Source organism: Streptococcus mitis, from assembly GCF_047459985.1.
Lineage (GTDB): Bacteria > Bacillota > Bacilli > Lactobacillales > Streptococcaceae > Streptococcus > Streptococcus mitis_DZ.
The window spans coordinates 70,198-86,292 of record NZ_JASHHD010000004.1 but is presented as its reverse complement, the minus strand read 5'-3'; the positions used below and the strand labels follow the sequence as shown (position 1 = coordinate 86,292).

The 16,095-nt window shown below is 40.8% G+C and carries 23 protein-coding genes and 1 pseudogene; all 24 read right to left on the bottom strand.

Annotation, left to right across the window (positions count from 1 at the left end):
• Positions 1-79 precede the first annotated feature (79 nt).
• Positions 80-478, bottom strand: coding sequence for a 30S ribosomal protein S8 (rpsH, locus tag QM959_RS04190; protein ID WP_000245504.1), 399 nt, complete (start codon positions 476-478; stop codon positions 80-82).
• A 180-nt stretch (positions 479-658) separates the two neighbouring features.
• Positions 659-844, bottom strand: a complete 186-nt coding sequence (locus QM959_RS04185) for a type Z 30S ribosomal protein S14 (RefSeq protein WP_001085697.1) — start codon at positions 842-844, stop codon at positions 659-661.
• Between the two features lie 17 nt (positions 845-861).
• Positions 862-1,404 (bottom strand): 50S ribosomal protein L5, encoded by a 543-nt coding sequence (gene rplE, locus QM959_RS04180; protein ID WP_000013542.1) that lies wholly within the window; start codon positions 1,402-1,404, stop codon positions 862-864.
• 23 nt (positions 1,405-1,427) lie between these two features.
• Positions 1,428-1,733 (bottom strand): 50S ribosomal protein L24, encoded by a 306-nt coding sequence (rplX, locus tag QM959_RS04175; RefSeq protein ID WP_000497691.1) that lies wholly within the window; start codon positions 1,731-1,733, stop codon positions 1,428-1,430.
• 77 nt (positions 1,734-1,810) lie between these two features.
• Entirely contained in the window at positions 1,811-2,179 is a 369-nt protein-coding gene (gene rplN / locus QM959_RS04170; protein ID WP_000616545.1) for a 50S ribosomal protein L14, read from the bottom strand.
• Between the two features lie 25 nt (positions 2,180-2,204).
• A complete protein-coding gene (rpsQ, locus tag QM959_RS04165; RefSeq protein WP_000440801.1) occupies positions 2,205-2,465 on the bottom strand; it encodes a 30S ribosomal protein S17 in 261 nt (86 codons plus the stop codon).
• 24 nt (positions 2,466-2,489) lie between these two features.
• Positions 2,490-2,696 carry a 50S ribosomal protein L29 gene (gene rpmC / locus QM959_RS04160; protein ID WP_000772918.1) on the bottom strand — a complete coding sequence of 69 codons (207 nt, stop codon included), beginning with the start codon at positions 2,694-2,696 and terminating at the stop codon, positions 2,490-2,492.
• Positions 2,697-2,705: 9 nt separating this feature from the next.
• Positions 2,706-3,119, bottom strand: coding sequence for a 50S ribosomal protein L16 (gene rplP / locus QM959_RS04155; RefSeq protein WP_000960946.1), 414 nt, complete (start codon positions 3,117-3,119; stop codon positions 2,706-2,708).
• Between the two features lie 3 nt (positions 3,120-3,122).
• The gene (rpsC, locus tag QM959_RS04150) at positions 3,123-3,776 is read right to left on the bottom strand and encodes a 30S ribosomal protein S3 (protein WP_000529936.1); all 654 of its coding nucleotides are present in this window, start codon (positions 3,774-3,776) and stop codon (positions 3,123-3,125) included.
• A 12-nt stretch (positions 3,777-3,788) separates the two neighbouring features.
• Positions 3,789-4,133, bottom strand: coding sequence for a 50S ribosomal protein L22 (rplV, locus tag QM959_RS04145; protein WP_000818137.1), 345 nt, complete (start codon positions 4,131-4,133; stop codon positions 3,789-3,791).
• A gap of 11 nt (positions 4,134-4,144) precedes the next feature.
• Complete coding sequence (gene rpsS / locus QM959_RS04140; protein WP_000533766.1) at positions 4,145-4,426, bottom strand: 30S ribosomal protein S19; 282 nt, start codon at positions 4,424-4,426, stop codon at positions 4,145-4,147.
• A 102-nt stretch (positions 4,427-4,528) separates the two neighbouring features.
• On the bottom strand, positions 4,529-5,362 hold the full coding sequence (gene rplB / locus QM959_RS04135; protein ID WP_006144707.1) for a 50S ribosomal protein L2: 834 nt from the start codon (positions 5,360-5,362) through the stop codon (positions 4,529-4,531).
• 17 nt (positions 5,363-5,379) lie between these two features.
• Positions 5,380-5,676: a 50S ribosomal protein L23 gene (locus QM959_RS04130; RefSeq protein ID WP_001055347.1), complete on the bottom strand. Its 297-nt coding sequence runs from the start codon at positions 5,674-5,676 to the stop codon at positions 5,380-5,382.
• A complete protein-coding gene (rplD, locus tag QM959_RS04125) occupies positions 5,676-6,299 on the bottom strand; it encodes a 50S ribosomal protein L4 (RefSeq protein ID WP_000024549.1) in 624 nt (207 codons plus the stop codon). The genes QM959_RS04130 and rplD overlap by 1 nt, the downstream gene beginning before the upstream one ends.
• 24 nt (positions 6,300-6,323) lie before the next feature.
• Complete coding sequence (gene rplC, locus QM959_RS04120) at positions 6,324-6,950, bottom strand: 50S ribosomal protein L3 (RefSeq protein ID WP_000160197.1); 627 nt, start codon at positions 6,948-6,950, stop codon at positions 6,324-6,326.
• A 216-nt stretch (positions 6,951-7,166) separates the two neighbouring features.
• Complete coding sequence (rpsJ, locus tag QM959_RS04115; RefSeq protein ID WP_001284513.1) at positions 7,167-7,475, bottom strand: 30S ribosomal protein S10; 309 nt, start codon at positions 7,473-7,475, stop codon at positions 7,167-7,169.
• 277 nt (positions 7,476-7,752) lie between these two features.
• Positions 7,753-8,351, bottom strand: a pseudogene (locus QM959_RS04110) (uridine kinase family protein).
• On the bottom strand, positions 8,344-8,940 hold the full coding sequence (gene nrdG / locus QM959_RS04105) for an anaerobic ribonucleoside-triphosphate reductase activating protein (RefSeq protein WP_414371611.1): 597 nt from the start codon (positions 8,938-8,940) through the stop codon (positions 8,344-8,346). Before nrdG ends, QM959_RS04110 begins: the two are co-directional and overlap by 8 nt.
• Positions 8,933-9,439: a GNAT family N-acetyltransferase gene (locus QM959_RS04100; RefSeq protein WP_261053002.1), complete on the bottom strand. Its 507-nt coding sequence runs from the start codon at positions 9,437-9,439 to the stop codon at positions 8,933-8,935. Before QM959_RS04100 ends, nrdG begins: the two co-directional genes overlap by 8 nt.
• 43 nt (positions 9,440-9,482) lie before the next feature.
• Positions 9,483-9,623 carry a hypothetical protein gene (locus QM959_RS04095; protein ID WP_000521621.1) on the bottom strand — a complete coding sequence of 47 codons (141 nt, stop codon included), beginning with the start codon at positions 9,621-9,623 and terminating at the stop codon, positions 9,483-9,485.
• An 11-nt stretch (positions 9,624-9,634) separates the two neighbouring features.
• On the bottom strand, positions 9,635-11,842 hold the full coding sequence (nrdD, locus tag QM959_RS04090) for an anaerobic ribonucleoside-triphosphate reductase (protein WP_261015114.1): 2,208 nt from the start codon (positions 11,840-11,842) through the stop codon (positions 9,635-9,637).
• Between the two features lie 119 nt (positions 11,843-11,961).
• Positions 11,962-13,515, bottom strand: a complete 1,554-nt coding sequence (locus tag QM959_RS04085) for a hypothetical protein (RefSeq protein ID WP_049510973.1) — start codon at positions 13,513-13,515, stop codon at positions 11,962-11,964.
• 255 nt (positions 13,516-13,770) lie between these two features.
• Positions 13,771-15,303, bottom strand: a complete 1,533-nt coding sequence (cls, locus tag QM959_RS04080; protein ID WP_227325500.1) for a cardiolipin synthase — start codon at positions 15,301-15,303, stop codon at positions 13,771-13,773.
• Positions 15,304-15,557: 254 nt separating this feature from the next.
• Positions 15,558-16,022, bottom strand: a complete 465-nt coding sequence (locus QM959_RS04075; protein WP_414371609.1) for an SP_0198 family lipoprotein — start codon at positions 16,020-16,022, stop codon at positions 15,558-15,560.
• Positions 16,023-16,095 lie beyond the last annotated feature (73 nt).

The following is a 16,095-nucleotide window of genomic DNA, read 5'->3' as shown; positions in this document are numbered from 1 at the left end:
AGGCATCGTCTCGCAGGCATAACTTTGGGTTAGGCAAGAGACGATAACGAAGACTCACAAAGAAATTGGGAGCTAAATATTACCAAACGTAAGCGATAACCTCACCACCAACATTCTTTTGGCGTGCTTCTTTATCAGTAAGCAAACCTTCAGAAGTTGAAAGGATAGCAATTCCAAGTCCGTTAAGAACTTTTGGAAGGTCTTCACGTTTTTTGTAGACACGAAGTCCTGGTTTAGAAACACGTTTCAAGTTAGTGATAACTTTTTCACCATTTGGTCCGTATTTAAGGAATACACGGATGATGCCTTGTTTGTCATCTTCGATTATTTCAACGTTTTTTACAAAACCTTCGCGTTTAAGGATTTCAGCAATCCCTTTTTTGATGTTTGATGCAGGTACTTCAAGTACTTCGTGTTTAGCTTGGTTAGCATTACGAATACGAGTTAGGAAGTCTGCGATTGGGTCAGTCATAACCATTTTGTTTTTCTCCTCTTACTAGTAGTTTGCAAGTTGCACTTGCTAGTTAATGATTGAGCTGGGCTCAGAATATGTTTCTAGGTTTCAATTCCTAAGTGAGTCTAGGCATCTGCTTGCAGGCATAACTTGAGTTAGGCAAAAGCAAATAACGACGAATCACGACGGGATTGAAAGCTAGAATTACCAAGATGCTTTTGTTACACCAGGGATTTGTCCTTTGTAAGCTAATTCACGGAAGCAAACACGGCAAAGTTTAAATTTGCGGTAAACTGAATGTGGACGACCACATTTTTCACAACGAGTATAAGCTTGAGTAGAGAACTTCGCTGGACGTTTGTTCTTAGCAATCATTGATTTTTTAGCCATTAGATTTACCTCCTATATTATTTTGCAAAAGGCATTCCAAGGCCTGTAAGCAATGCACGTGACTCTTCGTCAGTGTTAGCAGTTGTTACGATAACGATGTCAAGACCACGAGTTTTGTCAACGTCATCGAAGTTGATTTCTGGGAAGATCAATTGTTCTTTCACACCAAGTGTGTAGTTTCCGCGTCCGTCAAATGATTTTGTTGGAACACCGTGGAAGTCACGTACACGTGGAAGTGAAACTGAAACCAATTTATCCAAGAATTCGTACATACGTTCACCACGAAGGGTAACTTTTGCACCGATCGCAACACCTTCACGAAGACGGAAGCCGGCGATTGATTTTTTAGCTTTAGTGATAAGTGGTTTTTGACCTGAGATAAGTGCCAATTCTTCAGCAGCTTTTTCAAGGCTTTTAGCGTTTGATACAGCTTCACCAACACCCATGTTCAAAACGATCTTATCTACTTTAGGCACAGCCATCACTGATGAGTAGTTGAATTGTTCTGTCAAAGCAGGAACTACTTCATTAAGATATTTTTCTTTTAAACGATTTGCCATTATACTTCTCCTTTCCTTCGTGATTAATCAAGCACTTCGCCTGATTTTTTGTTGTAGCGAACTTTTTTACCGTCTACAAATTTGTAACCAACACGACCAGCTACACCATTTTTGTCCAAAACTTGAACGTTTGATACGTGGATAGCTGCTTCTTTCTCGATGATACCACCTTGAGGAAGCTCGTTAGTTGGACGTTGGTGTTTCTTAACGATGTTAACACCTTCAACGATAACTTTGTTTACTTTTGGAAGGGCAGTAAGGACAACAGCTTCTGTTCCCTTATCTTTACCAGCGATTACGCGAACTTTGTCGCCTTTTTTTACAAACATTAGGTTTCTCCTTGATTTTTCTTACGCCCATAAGGGCACCCTAGCTTGAAGCTAGGGGACTAGTTTGTTTCTAAAAATTAAAGTACTTCTGGAGCAAGTGACACGATCTTCATGAAGCCACCTTCACGCAATTCACGTGCAACTGGGCCAAAGATACGTGTTCCGCGAGGAGTTTTGTCTTCACGGATGATAACTGCTGCGTTTTCGTCAAATTTGATGTATGAACCATCAGCACGACGAGCACCTGATTTAGTACGAACGATAACTGCTTTAACAACGTCACCTTTTTTAACCGCACCACCAGGAGTAGCTTGTTTTACAGATGCCACGATAACATCACCGATGTTTGCAAATTTACGTCCTGAACCACCAAGAACTTTGATAGTCAAGATTTCGCGAGCACCGCTGTTGTCTGCGACTTTCAAACGAGTTTCTGTTTGAATCATTTCAGTTTTCTCCTTTCAGGTTTGATTAGATGATGACCGCTTCTTCAACAACTTCTACAAGACGGAAACGTTTTGTAGCTGAAAGCGGGCGAGTTTCCATGATACGAACGATATCGCCTTCTTTGGCAACATTGTTTTCATCATGAGCTTTGTATTTTTTAGAGTAGTTAATACGTTTACCATAGACTGGGTGGTTACGTTTTGTTTCAACTACAACTGTGATTGTCTTGTCCATTTTGTCAGATACAACACGTCCAACAAGAACTTTACGATTATTGCGTTCCATTGAAATTTCTCCTTCCCTAGTCTATTATTTCGCTTCAGATTGAACTGTTTTGATACGAGCGATTTGTTTTTTAACTTCTTTCAAGCGAGCTGTTTGTTCCAATTGACCAGTAGCAGCTTGGAAACGAAGTTCAAACAATTCTTTTTTCAATTCGTTTTCGCGCTTCGCGAGTTCTTCTTGAGAAAGACCACGAAGTTCTTTAACAAATTCTTTTACTTCATTAAGTTTCATGCCTTCTCCTTATTCTGCTTCACGTTTTACGAATTTACATTTAACTGGCAATTTGTGGCTAGCAAGACGAAGCGCTTCGCGAGCGATCTCTTCAGATACACCAGCGATTTCGAACATCACTTTACCACGTTTAACTGGTGCTACCCAACCTTCAGGTGCCCCTTTACCAGATCCCATACGCACACCGATAGCTTTAGCAGTGTATGATTTGTGTGGGAAGATTTTAATCCAAACTTTACCACCACGTTTCATGTAACGAGTCATGGCGATACGAGCAGCTTCGATTTGGCGGTTAGTGATCCAGTGGCTAGTTGTAGCTTGAAGACCGTATTCACCGAATGCTACTTCTTTTCCACCTTTAGCTTCACCGCGCATTTTACCACGGAATTCACGACGGTGTTTAACACGTTTAGGTACTAACATTGGTTATTTACCTCCTTTAGTGTTTTTACGAGCTGGAAGAACTTCACCACGGTAGATCCATACTTTAACACCAAGTTTACCGTATGTAGTATCTGCTTCTTCCCAAGCGTAATCGATATCTGCGCGAAGTGTGTGAAGTGGAACTGTACCTTCAGAGTATCCTTCTGCACGAGCGATATCTGCACCGTTCAAACGACCTGATACTTGAGTTTTAATTCCTTTAGCTCCAGCACGCATAGCACGTTGGATTGCTTGTTTTTGTGCACGACGGAAAGCAACACGTTGCTCCAATTGACGAGCAATTCCTTCACCAACAAGGTGAGCATCCAAATCAGGTTGTTTGATTTCGATGATGTTGATGTGTACTTGTTTTCCAGTCAATTTGTTAAGTTTTGCACGGAGTGCATCAACGTTAGCACCACCTTTACCGATAACCATACCTGGTTTAGCAGTGTGAAGTGAAACGTTAACTTTGTTTACTGCGCGTTCGATTTCAATAGTTGAAACTGCTGCGTCAGCAAGTTCTTTTTGAACGAATTTACGGATTGCAAGATCTTCATGAAGGTAATCCGCGTATTCTTTTTCAGCATACCATTTGGCATCCCAATCACGGATGATGCCGACACGCATACCAATTGGATGTACTTTTTGACCCACGATTTTACCTCCTTATTTTTCTGCAACAGCTACAGTGATGTGAGCTGTACGTTTGTTGATTGGTGAAGCTGAACCTTTCGCACGTGGACGGAAACGTTTCATAGTTGGTCCTTCGTTTGCGAATGCTTCAGATACTACCAAGTTAGCTTTATCCAAACCAAAGTTGTTTTCAGCGTTAGCTACAGCTGAGTTCAAAACTTTCAAGATGATTTCAGCAGCTTTGTTTGGAGTGAATGTCAAAATTGCGATTGCATCGGCTACGCTTTTCCCACGAATGTTATCAAGAACAAGACGTGATTTACGAGGTGAAACACGTACTGTGCGAGCCATTGCTTTAGCTGAAGTAATTTCTGCCATTTATGTTCTCCTTATTTTCTACGTGTCTTCTTGTCGTCTGCGGCGTGACCTTTGTAAGTACGAGTTGGTGCAAATTCACCAAGCTTGTGACCTACCATGTCTTCTTGGATGTAAACAGGTACGTGTTTACGTCCATCATAAACTGCGATAGTGTAACCAATGAAACTTGGGAAGATCGTTGAACGACGTGACCAAGTTTTGATAACTTTTTTCTTTTCGTCGTTAGCTTGAGCTTCAACTTTTTTCATCAAATGCTCATCGACGAAAGGTCCTTTTTTAAGACTGCGTCCCATTTTTATATTTTCTCCTTTAAATATAGTACCACAGCGGCTTGCGCTCACGAGGAGCGCTACCGAGCTGGCGGATTATCTAGCACTTAAGCGACTAGTTTAAAATTATTTCTCGTTGCGACGACGAACGATAAGTTTGTCAGATTTCGCTTTCTTGTTACGAGTTTTAAGACCAAGAGCAGGTTTGCCCCATGGAGTTGATGGTGCTTTACGACCAACTGGTGCTTTACCTTCACCACCACCGTGTGGGTGATCGTTAGGGTTCATTACAGAACCACGAACTGTTGGGCGGATACCTTTCCAACGGCTACGTCCTGCTTTACCAAGGTTTACAAGTCCATGTTGTTCGTTTCCGACAACACCAACTGTAGCACGACAAGTTCCAAGAATCATACGAACTTCACCTGATTGAAGACGAACAAGTACGTATTTACCTTCTTGACCCAATACTTGAGCAGAAGCTCCAGCAGCACGTACCAATTCTCCACCACGACCTGGTTTCAATTCGATGTTGTGGATCAAAGTACCAACTGGGATGTTAGCAAGTGGAAGAGCGTTTCCGACTTTGATATCTGCTTCTGGACCTGAAACGATACGTTGACCTACTTCAAGACCTTTTGGAGCGATGATGTATGCTTTCACACCGTCAGTGTAGTGTACAAGAGCGATGTTTGCAGAACGGTTTGGATCGTACTCGATAGTTTTAACAACTGCTTCAACGTTATCTTTGTTACGTTTGAAGTCAACCAAACGGTAGAAACGTTTGTGTCCACCACCTTGGTGACGAACTGTGATACGACCGTTGTTGTTACGGCCAGCCTTGTTCTTCAAAGCAACAAGCAAAGTTTTTTCAGGTGTGCTTGTTGTGATTTCAGCGAAATCCAAAGAAGTCATATTACGGCGACCGTTTGTTGTTGGTTTATAAACACGAATTCCCACGATATTTCCTCCTTAGATTATTCAGCTTCAGCAGCAAACAACTCGATTGCTTTTGAATCAGCTGTAAGTGTAATGATAGCTTTTTTAGTTTTGTTAGTAAAACCAGTGTAACGTCCAACACGTTTAGCTTTAGGTTTTACGTTGATTGTGTTAACATTTGCAACTTTAACACCTTCGAAAGCAGCTTCAACAGCTTGCTTGATCAAAAGTTTGTGCGCACGAGTGTCAACTTCAAATACATATTTGCCTGCTTCAAGTTGAGCCATTGAGCTTTCAGTGATAACAGGTTTTTTGATAACATCATACAAATTCATTATGCAAGAACCTCCTCGATTTTAGAGATAGCTGCTTGAGTAACAAGAAGTTTGTCACTATTTGCGATGTCAAGAACACTTGCAGTTGTAGCAGTCGCAACTTTCACGTTTGGAAGGTTACGAGCTGAAAGAGCTGCGAATTCGTTTCCTTCTTCAAGAATAACAAGGACTTTAGAATCGATGCTCAAAGCTGCAAGAACTTTTGCAAATTCAGCAGTTTTTGGAGCTGTAAATTCAAGAGAATCAACGGCTACAAATTTGTTTTCAGCAACTTTTTCTGAGTAAACAGATTTTAGTGCAAGGCGACGAACTTTTTGAGGAAGTTTGTACGCATAGCTACGTGGAGTTGGTCCGAAGACGATTCCACCACCACGCCATTGTGGAGAGCGAATAGAACCTTGACGAGCACGTCCAGTTCCTTTTTGACGCCATGGTTTGCGTCCGCCACCTGAAACGGCTGAACGGTTTTTAACAGCGTGAGTTCCTTGACGAAGGCTAGCACGTTGGCTGATGATGACATCAAACACAACAGATTGGTTTGGTTCGATACCAAAGATTGCATCGTTAAGAACAACTTCGCCCGCTTGTTTACCAGTTTGGTCGAATAATGTTACATTTGCCATTTTGACTGTATTCCCCTTTCCTTATTATTTACCAGCTTTAACTGCTGATTTGATAGTGATAAGAGATTTCTTAGCACCTGGTACGTTACCTTTGATAAGGATAACGTTCTTTTCTGGAACAACTTGTACAACTTCAAGGTTTTGAATTGTTACACGGTCGCCACCCATACGTCCTGCAAGGTTTTTACCTTTGAATACGCGGTTAGGTGCAACAGGTCCCATAGAACCTGGACGACGGTGGTAACGAGAACCGTGAGCCATAGGTCCACGTGATTGTCCGTGGCGTTTGATAACACCTTGGAAACCTTTACCTTTAGAAGTACCAGTTACGTCAACAACATCTCCAGCTGCGAAAGTTTCAACTGTGATTTCAGCACCAACTTCCAAGCCTTCAACGTTTTTGAATTCACGAATGAAGCGCTTAGGAGCCGTGTTAGCTTTCGCTACATGTCCTTTAGCAGGTTTGTTGCTCAATACTTCGCGTTTGTCATCGAAACCAACTTGGATAGCGTTGTATCCGTCTGTTTCAACAGTTTTAACTTGAAGAACAACGTTTGGAGTTGCTTCAATAACTGTTACAGGGATCAATTCGCCAGCTTCAGTGAAGATTTGAGTCATTCCCACTTTTTTCCCTAAGATTCCTTTTGTCATGAGAAAATAGTTCCTTTTCTATATTTTTTATTCAAAAAGTTTTTAACGAGCGTTTTTTATGCTCAAGTCTAAGATACAAAGGGCGTCAAACTCTAAGTGAAAATAGGAAACTGACGCAGTGTCTTGCAGACACTAGGAAGTTTATCTTTTTCACACCGAGTTTAGCCCGTGTTCAATTCAATTGAAACACCAGCTTTTGCTCTTTTATATTTTAGATTAAAGTTTGATTTCTACGTTTACACCACTTGGAAGATCCAATTTCATCAAAGCGTCAACTGTTTTTTGAGTTGGGTTAACGATATCGATCAAACGTTTGTGTGTACGCATTTCAAATTGTTCGCGAGAGTCTTTGTATTTGTGAGTCGCACGAATGATTGTGTAGAGGCTACGCTCAGTTGGAAGTGGGATTGGACCCGCAACTTGTGCACCTGTACGAGTAGCTGATTCTACGATTTTTGCAGCCGCTGTGTCAAGCGTACGGTGTTCGTAAGCTTTCAAACGGATACGGATTTTTTTGTTTGCCATCTTTTTCTCCTTTTCGTCTATTTAAGATAATAGGCTAGCTCCACAAGAAAACCGACGCGCGTTGCGTGGCAATGCAACCGAGCGTGTCGCAACCTCTTGCATCAAAGCTAAAGCTGTAATTTACAGCACCATAATAGAATAACACAAAGCCCCTGCGATTGCAAGGGATTTGATAGGTTTTTTAAAATTTTTTAGATGAAACTGTTTTCTTTTTATGAATGGCGAAATTCCCCCTCTGCTTGGAAGTGAATTTACAGTTTTTCTTCTATTTAAAGTGTCAATATTTGATAATAAATTGATTTCCTGATTGATCTACCAAGATGTCCGCTCTAGACTCAGTTTCTTTATAGTATTGTAGATACTGTTCCCGTCTCATCTGCTGACTAGCTAATATAAAGGATGCATCATGATTTCTCACAGTCGTATCTCTAATTCCGTTTCATCATCAGTATAGAAGCAAATTGTTCTGTCAAATAGTTCTTTGGGAAGAAAACCCACAGACATACCTTCGACAATCAGAATTGGTTTTGAACCCGGCAAGACTTCACTGGGTTTCCAAGGCTCATCAATCGTTAAGATATCCATACCAGCCTTTAAAGCGAGAATGTCTCTTTCTAAACTTACCAGTTCATGAGCCACAGGTAAACAAGCAGTCACTTTTTGGTTGGGAGTCTCCTTTGGTACCACTAAATGACGGTTTGAAGTAATGTAAGGATCGGTTTCTAATAAGTTTACTTTTGCAGAATCTAGGGCTTGGTACAAGTCTTGGGCAAAGGTTGATTTACCTGATGCCCCGTGCCCGTAAATGCCCAGTGTCTTGATTTTCCCCGATTCTATCTCTAAAACCAGACTGTTTATGAACTCTCTTTTATTCATTTTCTCTTTTCACCTGCTCGTAGCTTTCTTTTCCATCATTGAGTTTATCCCAAATAACCACTTGACCACTTTGGAGGGATTTTTGCACATCGATAATGCGTTGATTGGACGAACCTCGAAATTGGAGCATGAGATTTCTCTTAGTTCGATCGTATCGTCCATCGACAAGAATGTCAATCAATGATAAGAGTTCCAGTTTATCTGGAGTTTCCAACAACATTTCTTCCCATGTATAGCCCGTCCAGGACCAGATGTCTTTGTCTGGCAATTCCTTCCGGATACGTTTCACGAGTGGCAAAAGGATTCCTGTATTAAGGAAGGGTTCTCCTCCTAATAAAGTCAAGCCTTGAACATAAGGTTGAGCGAGATCTTCCATGATCTGTTCTTCTAATTCTGCTGTATAAGGAATGCCAGCATTAAAAGACCAAGTCGCAACATTATAACATCCCTCGCAGTGAAACATGCAACCTGATACATAGAGGGAGTTACGCACACCCTCTCCATCTACAAAGTTGAAGGCCTTGTAATCAATAATCCGCCCTTGACTGAGTTCTTCGCTTTTCCATTCTTGTGGTTTTGGATTATTCATTCGCTACCTCTATCCAATAACGCTCGACTCCATTACGAACATCCTCAAGGAGCCCACCATTTGCTAAAATGACTGCTCTGCTAGCAGGATTATTCACGCTACAGGTCACAAGCGTTCTCTTGATGTTCTTTTCCTTAGCAACTTGCAAGCCCTGACGGAGAGTTTCCTTAGCATAACCCTTGACTCTTTCTGATGGACGAATGGAGTAGCCAATGTGACCAGCATAATTCAATAAACCCTCATTCAGTCTCAATCGCAGATTCAAAAATCCTAGAGCACGGCCTACATCATCAAATGATACAAATTGAATAGAAGGAACACGATTTTCAGGCAAGTTTATTCCCATCTCTTTTTGCATATTTGTTTCCAACCATTCTTCATACACAAAGTTCTCTGTATCCCAGAAACCACCGTCGTGAGGCGACTGATATTTTTCAAACTCTGCCATCATCTCTAAAACTGTTTCTTTATCTGCTAATCTTGGTCTTCGTAGTTCCATCCTTACCTCCCACTAAGAGAAAAGCGAGAGCTGACTCTCACTTTTATTTCTTCTTATTCTTGTTTAAAAATTGTTCTCTGAGGCTAAGCAAACGTTCTTTCTTACCAGCTCCACCTTTAGAGTGTTTCTCGTGATAACGGGTCACTTGTGCACGTCCCTTATCATCTAATTGATATTTTCCCATTTCAGTTCTTTCTAATTTGTTACTTGATGGCCAGCTATTTTAATCGTTGAACCATTCATATGTTTGACACGCGCAGCGATTTCCTTGTGACGTCCATTAACCATCGGACGCGCTTGAGGATTACCTAGGTAGCCACAAGTTCGTTTGACCACATCTACTGTTTTAGGGTCGCTATTGCCACAGTTTGGACAAGCAAATCCTCTCTCAGTTGGTTCAAAATCCCCTTCAAAGTCACACTTGTAGCAACGGTCAATTGGTGTATTGGTCCCTAGATAGCCGACACGGTCATAGGCATAGTCCCAGACAGCTTCCAAGGCCTTTGGATTTTGCTGAAGGACTGGATACTCACAGTAATGAATGAAACCACCTGACGCACCTGCTTCTGGATAGACTTTCTCAAAGTCCAATTTTTCAAACGGTGTTGGATTTTTACGAACATCGTAGTGGAAAGAATTGGTGTAGTATTCCTTGTCTGTAATATCAGGAATAGAGCCAAACTTGTCTGTATCTAGTCGGCAGAAACGATCTGTCAAACTTTCAGATGGTGTTGAGTAGATAGAGAAATGATAGCCATATTGGTCAGACCACTCTTCTACACGGCGTTTCATATCGCGAATGATGTCTAGCGTGAATTCCTTAGCATCTGGATTGCTTTCCCAGCTGTTACCAAAGAAAACAGTCGCTACTTCATACAAACCGATATAGCCCAGCGAAACTGTTGCCCGACGATTCTTAAAGAGCTGGTCAACACTTTCTTCTTTACCTAGACGATGGCCAAAAGCACCGTACTGATAAAGGATAGGAGCATTGGCTGGTGTCGCCTCTTTAGTGCGTTCGACACGGTAAACAAGAGCATCTTCAGCGATATTCATACGCTCGTTGAAGATTTCCCAGAACTTATTCATGTCACCATCAGACTCGAGGGCGATGCGAGGAAGATTGACCGTCACAACGCCTAGATTCATCCGACCTGAATTGACTTCTACGCCATTCTCGTCTTTCCATCCTTGAAGGAAAGAACGACAACCCATAGGAACTTTGAAAGAACCTGTCAAGTCAACAATCTTATCATAAGACAAGACGTCTGGATACATCCGCTTGGTTGCGCACTCTAGAGCCAACTGCTTGATGTCGTAGTTGGGTGTCCCTTCCTCTAAGTTGAGTCCTCTTTTAAGCGTGAAGATAAGTTTAGGGAAGATAGCTGTTCGATGTTCTGAACCAAGGCCCTTGATTCGGATGTTCAAGATAGCTTTTTGAATTTCACGCTCAAAACGATTGGTTCCCAGACCAAAACCGAGCGAAGTAAAAGGTGTTTGCCCATTTGAAGTGAAGAGAGTATTGATTTCATACTCAAGAGATTGCATGGCATCATAGATGTCTTTTTGCGTTTTCTTCCAAGCGTAATCTTCCCGTTTTTCAGGCAAGACCCATTCTTCTGCATCTTTGAGGTGTTTTTGGTAATTCTTCTCTGCGTAAGGAGCCAAGACTTCATCGATACGGTCAGCTGAACAGCCACCGTACTGGCTAGAAGCAACGTTGGCGATGATTTGGGAAATCTGAGCTGTCGCAGTCTGGATAGACTTGGGACTTTCTACCTCTGCATTTCCAATCTTAAAACCATTTTCCAACATACCTTTAAAATCAATCAAACAGCAGTTGGTCATAGGGGTATAAGGACTGTAGTCCAAATCGTGATAGTGGATATCCCCCTTTTGGTGGGCATTGGCTACGTGCTTAGGAAGCATTTGCAGTCCGATTGATTTCCCAACAATCCCTGCTGTCAAATCACGCTGGGTATTAAAGACATCACTGTCCTTATTAGCATTTTCATTGACAACTGCCTGATCTTTATTGAGAAGCTTATGGATACTAAAGTTAATATCTGTCGCTTTTGAGCGCTCAAAATCCCTCTGTGTCCGATAAGTGATATACTCCTCAGCTAGCGCATATTCTTTGGCTTCAAGGAGTTCATGTTCTACGATATTTTGAATTTCGTAAATCTTAACCCCCTGTGGAAAGCGACTATGAATTTCTGTGACAATTCGCTCGGTCAAAGCATTTAGGCGTTTTTCGACCAAGGGTGTCACATCCATAACCTTGTCTGCCGCCTTGTGGATAGCCTTGTCAATCTTGTCCACATCAAATGCAACACGTCTCCCATCTCGTTTTTCAACGAAGAGGGTTGCTAAAGTTGTAATTTTTTCTTCTAGTGCAATCATATACATGCTCGTTTCTAAAATGTTCTTTCTAAAAAGTATTATACCACTCTAAAAATAAAAATCAATATCTTGTGTTAAAAATCCTAAAATTTTTAAAAATACACAAGATATTGATTTGGCTATTTGATTTTATAGACTTTAAACTCTGAATAATCAGTCTTTACTTGTTGATAATTTTCTTTTAAGAGTGTCTCCGCCTCAGACCAGAGAGCCACCTTGTCGTTTACCACAATCACCTTAGGTTGGTTTTCTTTCAAGTCATGAATCAAGGTAGTTTTATTTTCTTCTGTATTCGTATAAAGAAGAGGTGATGGGAACATGGATCCAGCCAAACGCTGACTTTCTTTATACATTTGAACATGAGAATCCCAAATATAGATTTGGTCACCATCACTCGTCTCTTGTTTGACTCTGTCTACTACTTGATGTTGTTCTCTATAAGAAGCTGGATGCAAAACAAAACGAGCCACAAAAGGAATTGCAATCAGATAAACCACCACTAGGATAGGTAAGTAGAGATTCCCCTTCATAAATTTTTTCCATAAAGTAGGAGCTTCTTCTCTTCTCCGACGACGATCTCCTCTAGCTGAATGTTTCCCACGAATACTGGTCATCAAAAGAAGGAGTAAAAATGGAAGGATTAGAATCAAACACGAACCGTGAAGAGGTTCTTGAGAAAAAAGCAACAAGGCTAATACAAATATGAAAGCAAAACTAGCTGGTACTGAAATAACATATAATCTTGATGCCTTTGATTGGAACAAACCTAGAAAAACAAGGAAGAGAGCTCCTAAACCAAAGGTCAACAAACCATAGAATAGAACATTATCCATTAGTTGGGGATTGATAAAGACCTGAAGGGAATCAATCGGATATAAAAGACTTCCTAGAGCTTCTCCAAAGCCACCTGAAGCAAGAACATAATATCCTACTGGGTAAAAAATGAGAGAAAAGCCAAGTGCTGCTGCAAAAAACTGATAAACTCCATGAGCAAGGCGACCATGCCCAACATTAAAGACAAACAAACCAATTGTTACTACTGCAATAAAGAGAAGACTTGTAAGAGGCTCTATGAAAAATGATAGGGCCAAGAAAATCCCCAGACGTAGAAATCCCTTGTCATGGTTAGGAGTTGATAGATAAGCTGCTATGAACGAAAATCCTGCAAACAGAAATGGCAAAGCTAAAATCGTAGCATATCCTCCGCCAAAACCGAGACCGGATACCAAAATATAAAATATGGTTAGGAGTTGCTTGGCTTGTTCCCTTTGTCCCGTCAGATAGTCAGTTGAAGAAAAGAGGAAGTAACCTCCTCCTAAGAGGGCTAGCCATTCTACCAAGGCAAAAAGGATGCCTCCTTGGGTGATGTAAAGTAGCAAGTAATAAATAAGACCGTGACTTGCATAATAGCTACTGTAAAGCTGTCCTCCCTGATGTAAAGCCCACCCTATATACAAATCCTGCGCCTGAGAGGGACTTACCATATCTAAAAGTAAAGGTAGCACCACAGAAAAAACCGTTGCAATCGTACTTCCAATGATGAGTCTGAAAAACGGAAAAGCTACCTGTTCTTCTTTTTCTACATGAGATTCAAGGTTCCTATCCAATCTATTTTCAATCTCATTACTCTGTATCGTTTTGGATACTTCTTCTATTCTGCCATATACAGCCATGTCGTTTCTCCTATTCAATTTATCTGTCTTAGTATATCAAAAAGACCTAAAATTGTCAGCTTGCGATGGCTGTTTGAGCGATTTTTTGCATAGTTTCACAAAGGTTTCAATTTCCCGAAATCGGTGTAAATGCGTCTGTTTAAATGACATGATATAATCCAATTCTTTCTGAGTCAGCATCGTCCCTCCCTATATCTTTCTATTCGTAAAAAGCAAGAAAAAGAGGACTGGTTTGTGTCCTCAGTCCTAGATTTCTTATAAGATAGGGGCGAATAACTGGGCAATTTCCTTAATCAATTTTTGATACCAGCTATTTTTTATCGTATGAGGGAAAATTTCTTGCGATGATGAAAAAATCTCCCGAAAATCTTTTTGAATCTCAGCAATTGATTCTGTTTTATATAGCAAGACTGCATTTTCATAGTGGTGAAGCAAACTTCTATAATCTAAGTTAATGGTTCCAACTGCAGCAAAATCCTTATCCACTAAAATTTGTTTACTATGGATAAAGCCTGGACTATACTCAAAAATCCTGACTCCTGCTGACAAAAGATCCGGATAGGCCCCTCTTGTGATGAGTTGGATCAATTTTTTATCCGGAATGAAAGGAGTCACGATGCGGACATCAACACCCCTCATGGCCGCGTTTTTAATACTCTCAGTTAAATCATAGTCAATAATCAAATAGGGCGTTGTGATATAGACTGAATCAGTAGCCTGATTAATCAAACTTTGATAGACTTTTTTCCCTACCTGGGTACGGAATATGGGCTTGGGTCCACTACCGTAAGGAATGCAGATCCCTTGGCCAGAACGAGGTTGATTTTCCAGGTGATACTGGTCAAAATCGCTGATTTCCCCACGATTGATGTACCAAGTCATCAAAAAGAGACGGGTTAGAGCCTTGACACCAGGGCCATCTATGCGAATCCCACTGTCCTTCCAGTAGCCAAAGCGTTCTACATGATTGATGTACTCATCGGCTAAGTTAATGCCTCCTGTATAAGCTACCTGACCATCTATGACAAGGATTTTCCGATGGTCCCGATTGTTGTAAGCCACCGTCAAGCGAGGAATCACCTTGTTAAATTTATGGGCTTCAATTCCTCGACTACGAAGCTGAATAGTATAATCTCCAGGCAAAGTCGCCATACAGCCGATATCATCATAGAGCATCTTGATCTCTACACCCTGAGCTGCCTTTTGCTCTAGTATATCTAGTATGCTATTCCACATCAGACCTTCTTCGACAATATAGTACTCTAGAAAGATAAATTTCTCAGCTTTCTTGAGGTCTTCCAACATATGTTGCCACATGCTTTCACCCGAAGAAAAGAATTGTGAGTCTGTTCGATTATAGACATCGGCGTTACTATCCATACTTAACAAAGATTTGATAACTCCGTAAGCAGCCTTATCCTCTTCCTTCAATTTCTGGCGGAGAGCTTTACTGTTATCCTCCCGAAAATGCATAGAACCAAGTTTGTCCAACTGCTTGATTTCTTTTTTGGATAATCGTCTTTCACCAAACATCAGATAGAGCAAGGGGCCGATGACAGGAACAAAAGTTACCACTAACCACATTACTTTACTTTCAGGCGCCATTGAGCGATTGACAATTGCGACAATAGTCGCCATACTCATAAAAATTAAGACAATTACCCATAGAATAGGGGCCATGCGCCCTAAATAAAGAAAGAGACCAAAAACAAGACAAAGTTCAAGTAGCATAATCGAAAGACTAAAACCATACTTGGACATCAATAATTGAAATTTTCTATATTTCATATCCCCTCCTTGATATTTTGATACTCAATGAAAAGCAAAGAGCAAACTAGGAAGCTAGTCGCAGGTTACTCAAAACACTGTTTTGAGGTTGCAGATGGAAGCTGACGTTGTTTGAAGAGATTTTCGAAGAGTATGAATGCTAAAAACAGGTAATTAATACTAGTATAACGCAGGTATTCGGTAGAAGGCAAGTATTTATAATCATTTTTCTGAGTAAAAGCAAAAGAGACTGACAAAACCAGTATCCTTCTAGTCTATTTTGATAAAACAATGCGATCAGACGCTTCTCTATCCATATCGTCGATAATCATCTGATTTCCATTGATTGCATAAATCTTGACATCATCCCCAATAATCATACGTTGATTAGCGGCATCAAAGCTAACCTGCTTGATTTCTTGTTCCCCATCAGTTTCCACCTGTGTCCATGTACCAGTTGTTCCAGTTACCACTAAAGTGATACGGTCTCCTTCGTCCTGACCAGTATAAGTTCCATCAATATTGGTTGGTTGAGCCTCAGGCGCATTTTGTGAAGAACTTGTTGCTGCCTGGTTGCTATTTTCTGTAGAAGATGAAGCAGCAGGTTGTGATTGCTGAGTTTGTTGTGTTTGCGATTGAGTTGCTGGTTGTTGAACCTGTTGAGCTCTTTGTGAACAAGCTACTAAAAGACTAAGACTTGCTAGAGAAGCAAGAGAAAGTGTGAATGTTTTTAATTTCATGACGAATTTCCTTTCTGCTACCAATTTACAGAATTTTTTCCTTCTAACTAGTAGTTTCCCTAGTATAACAAGT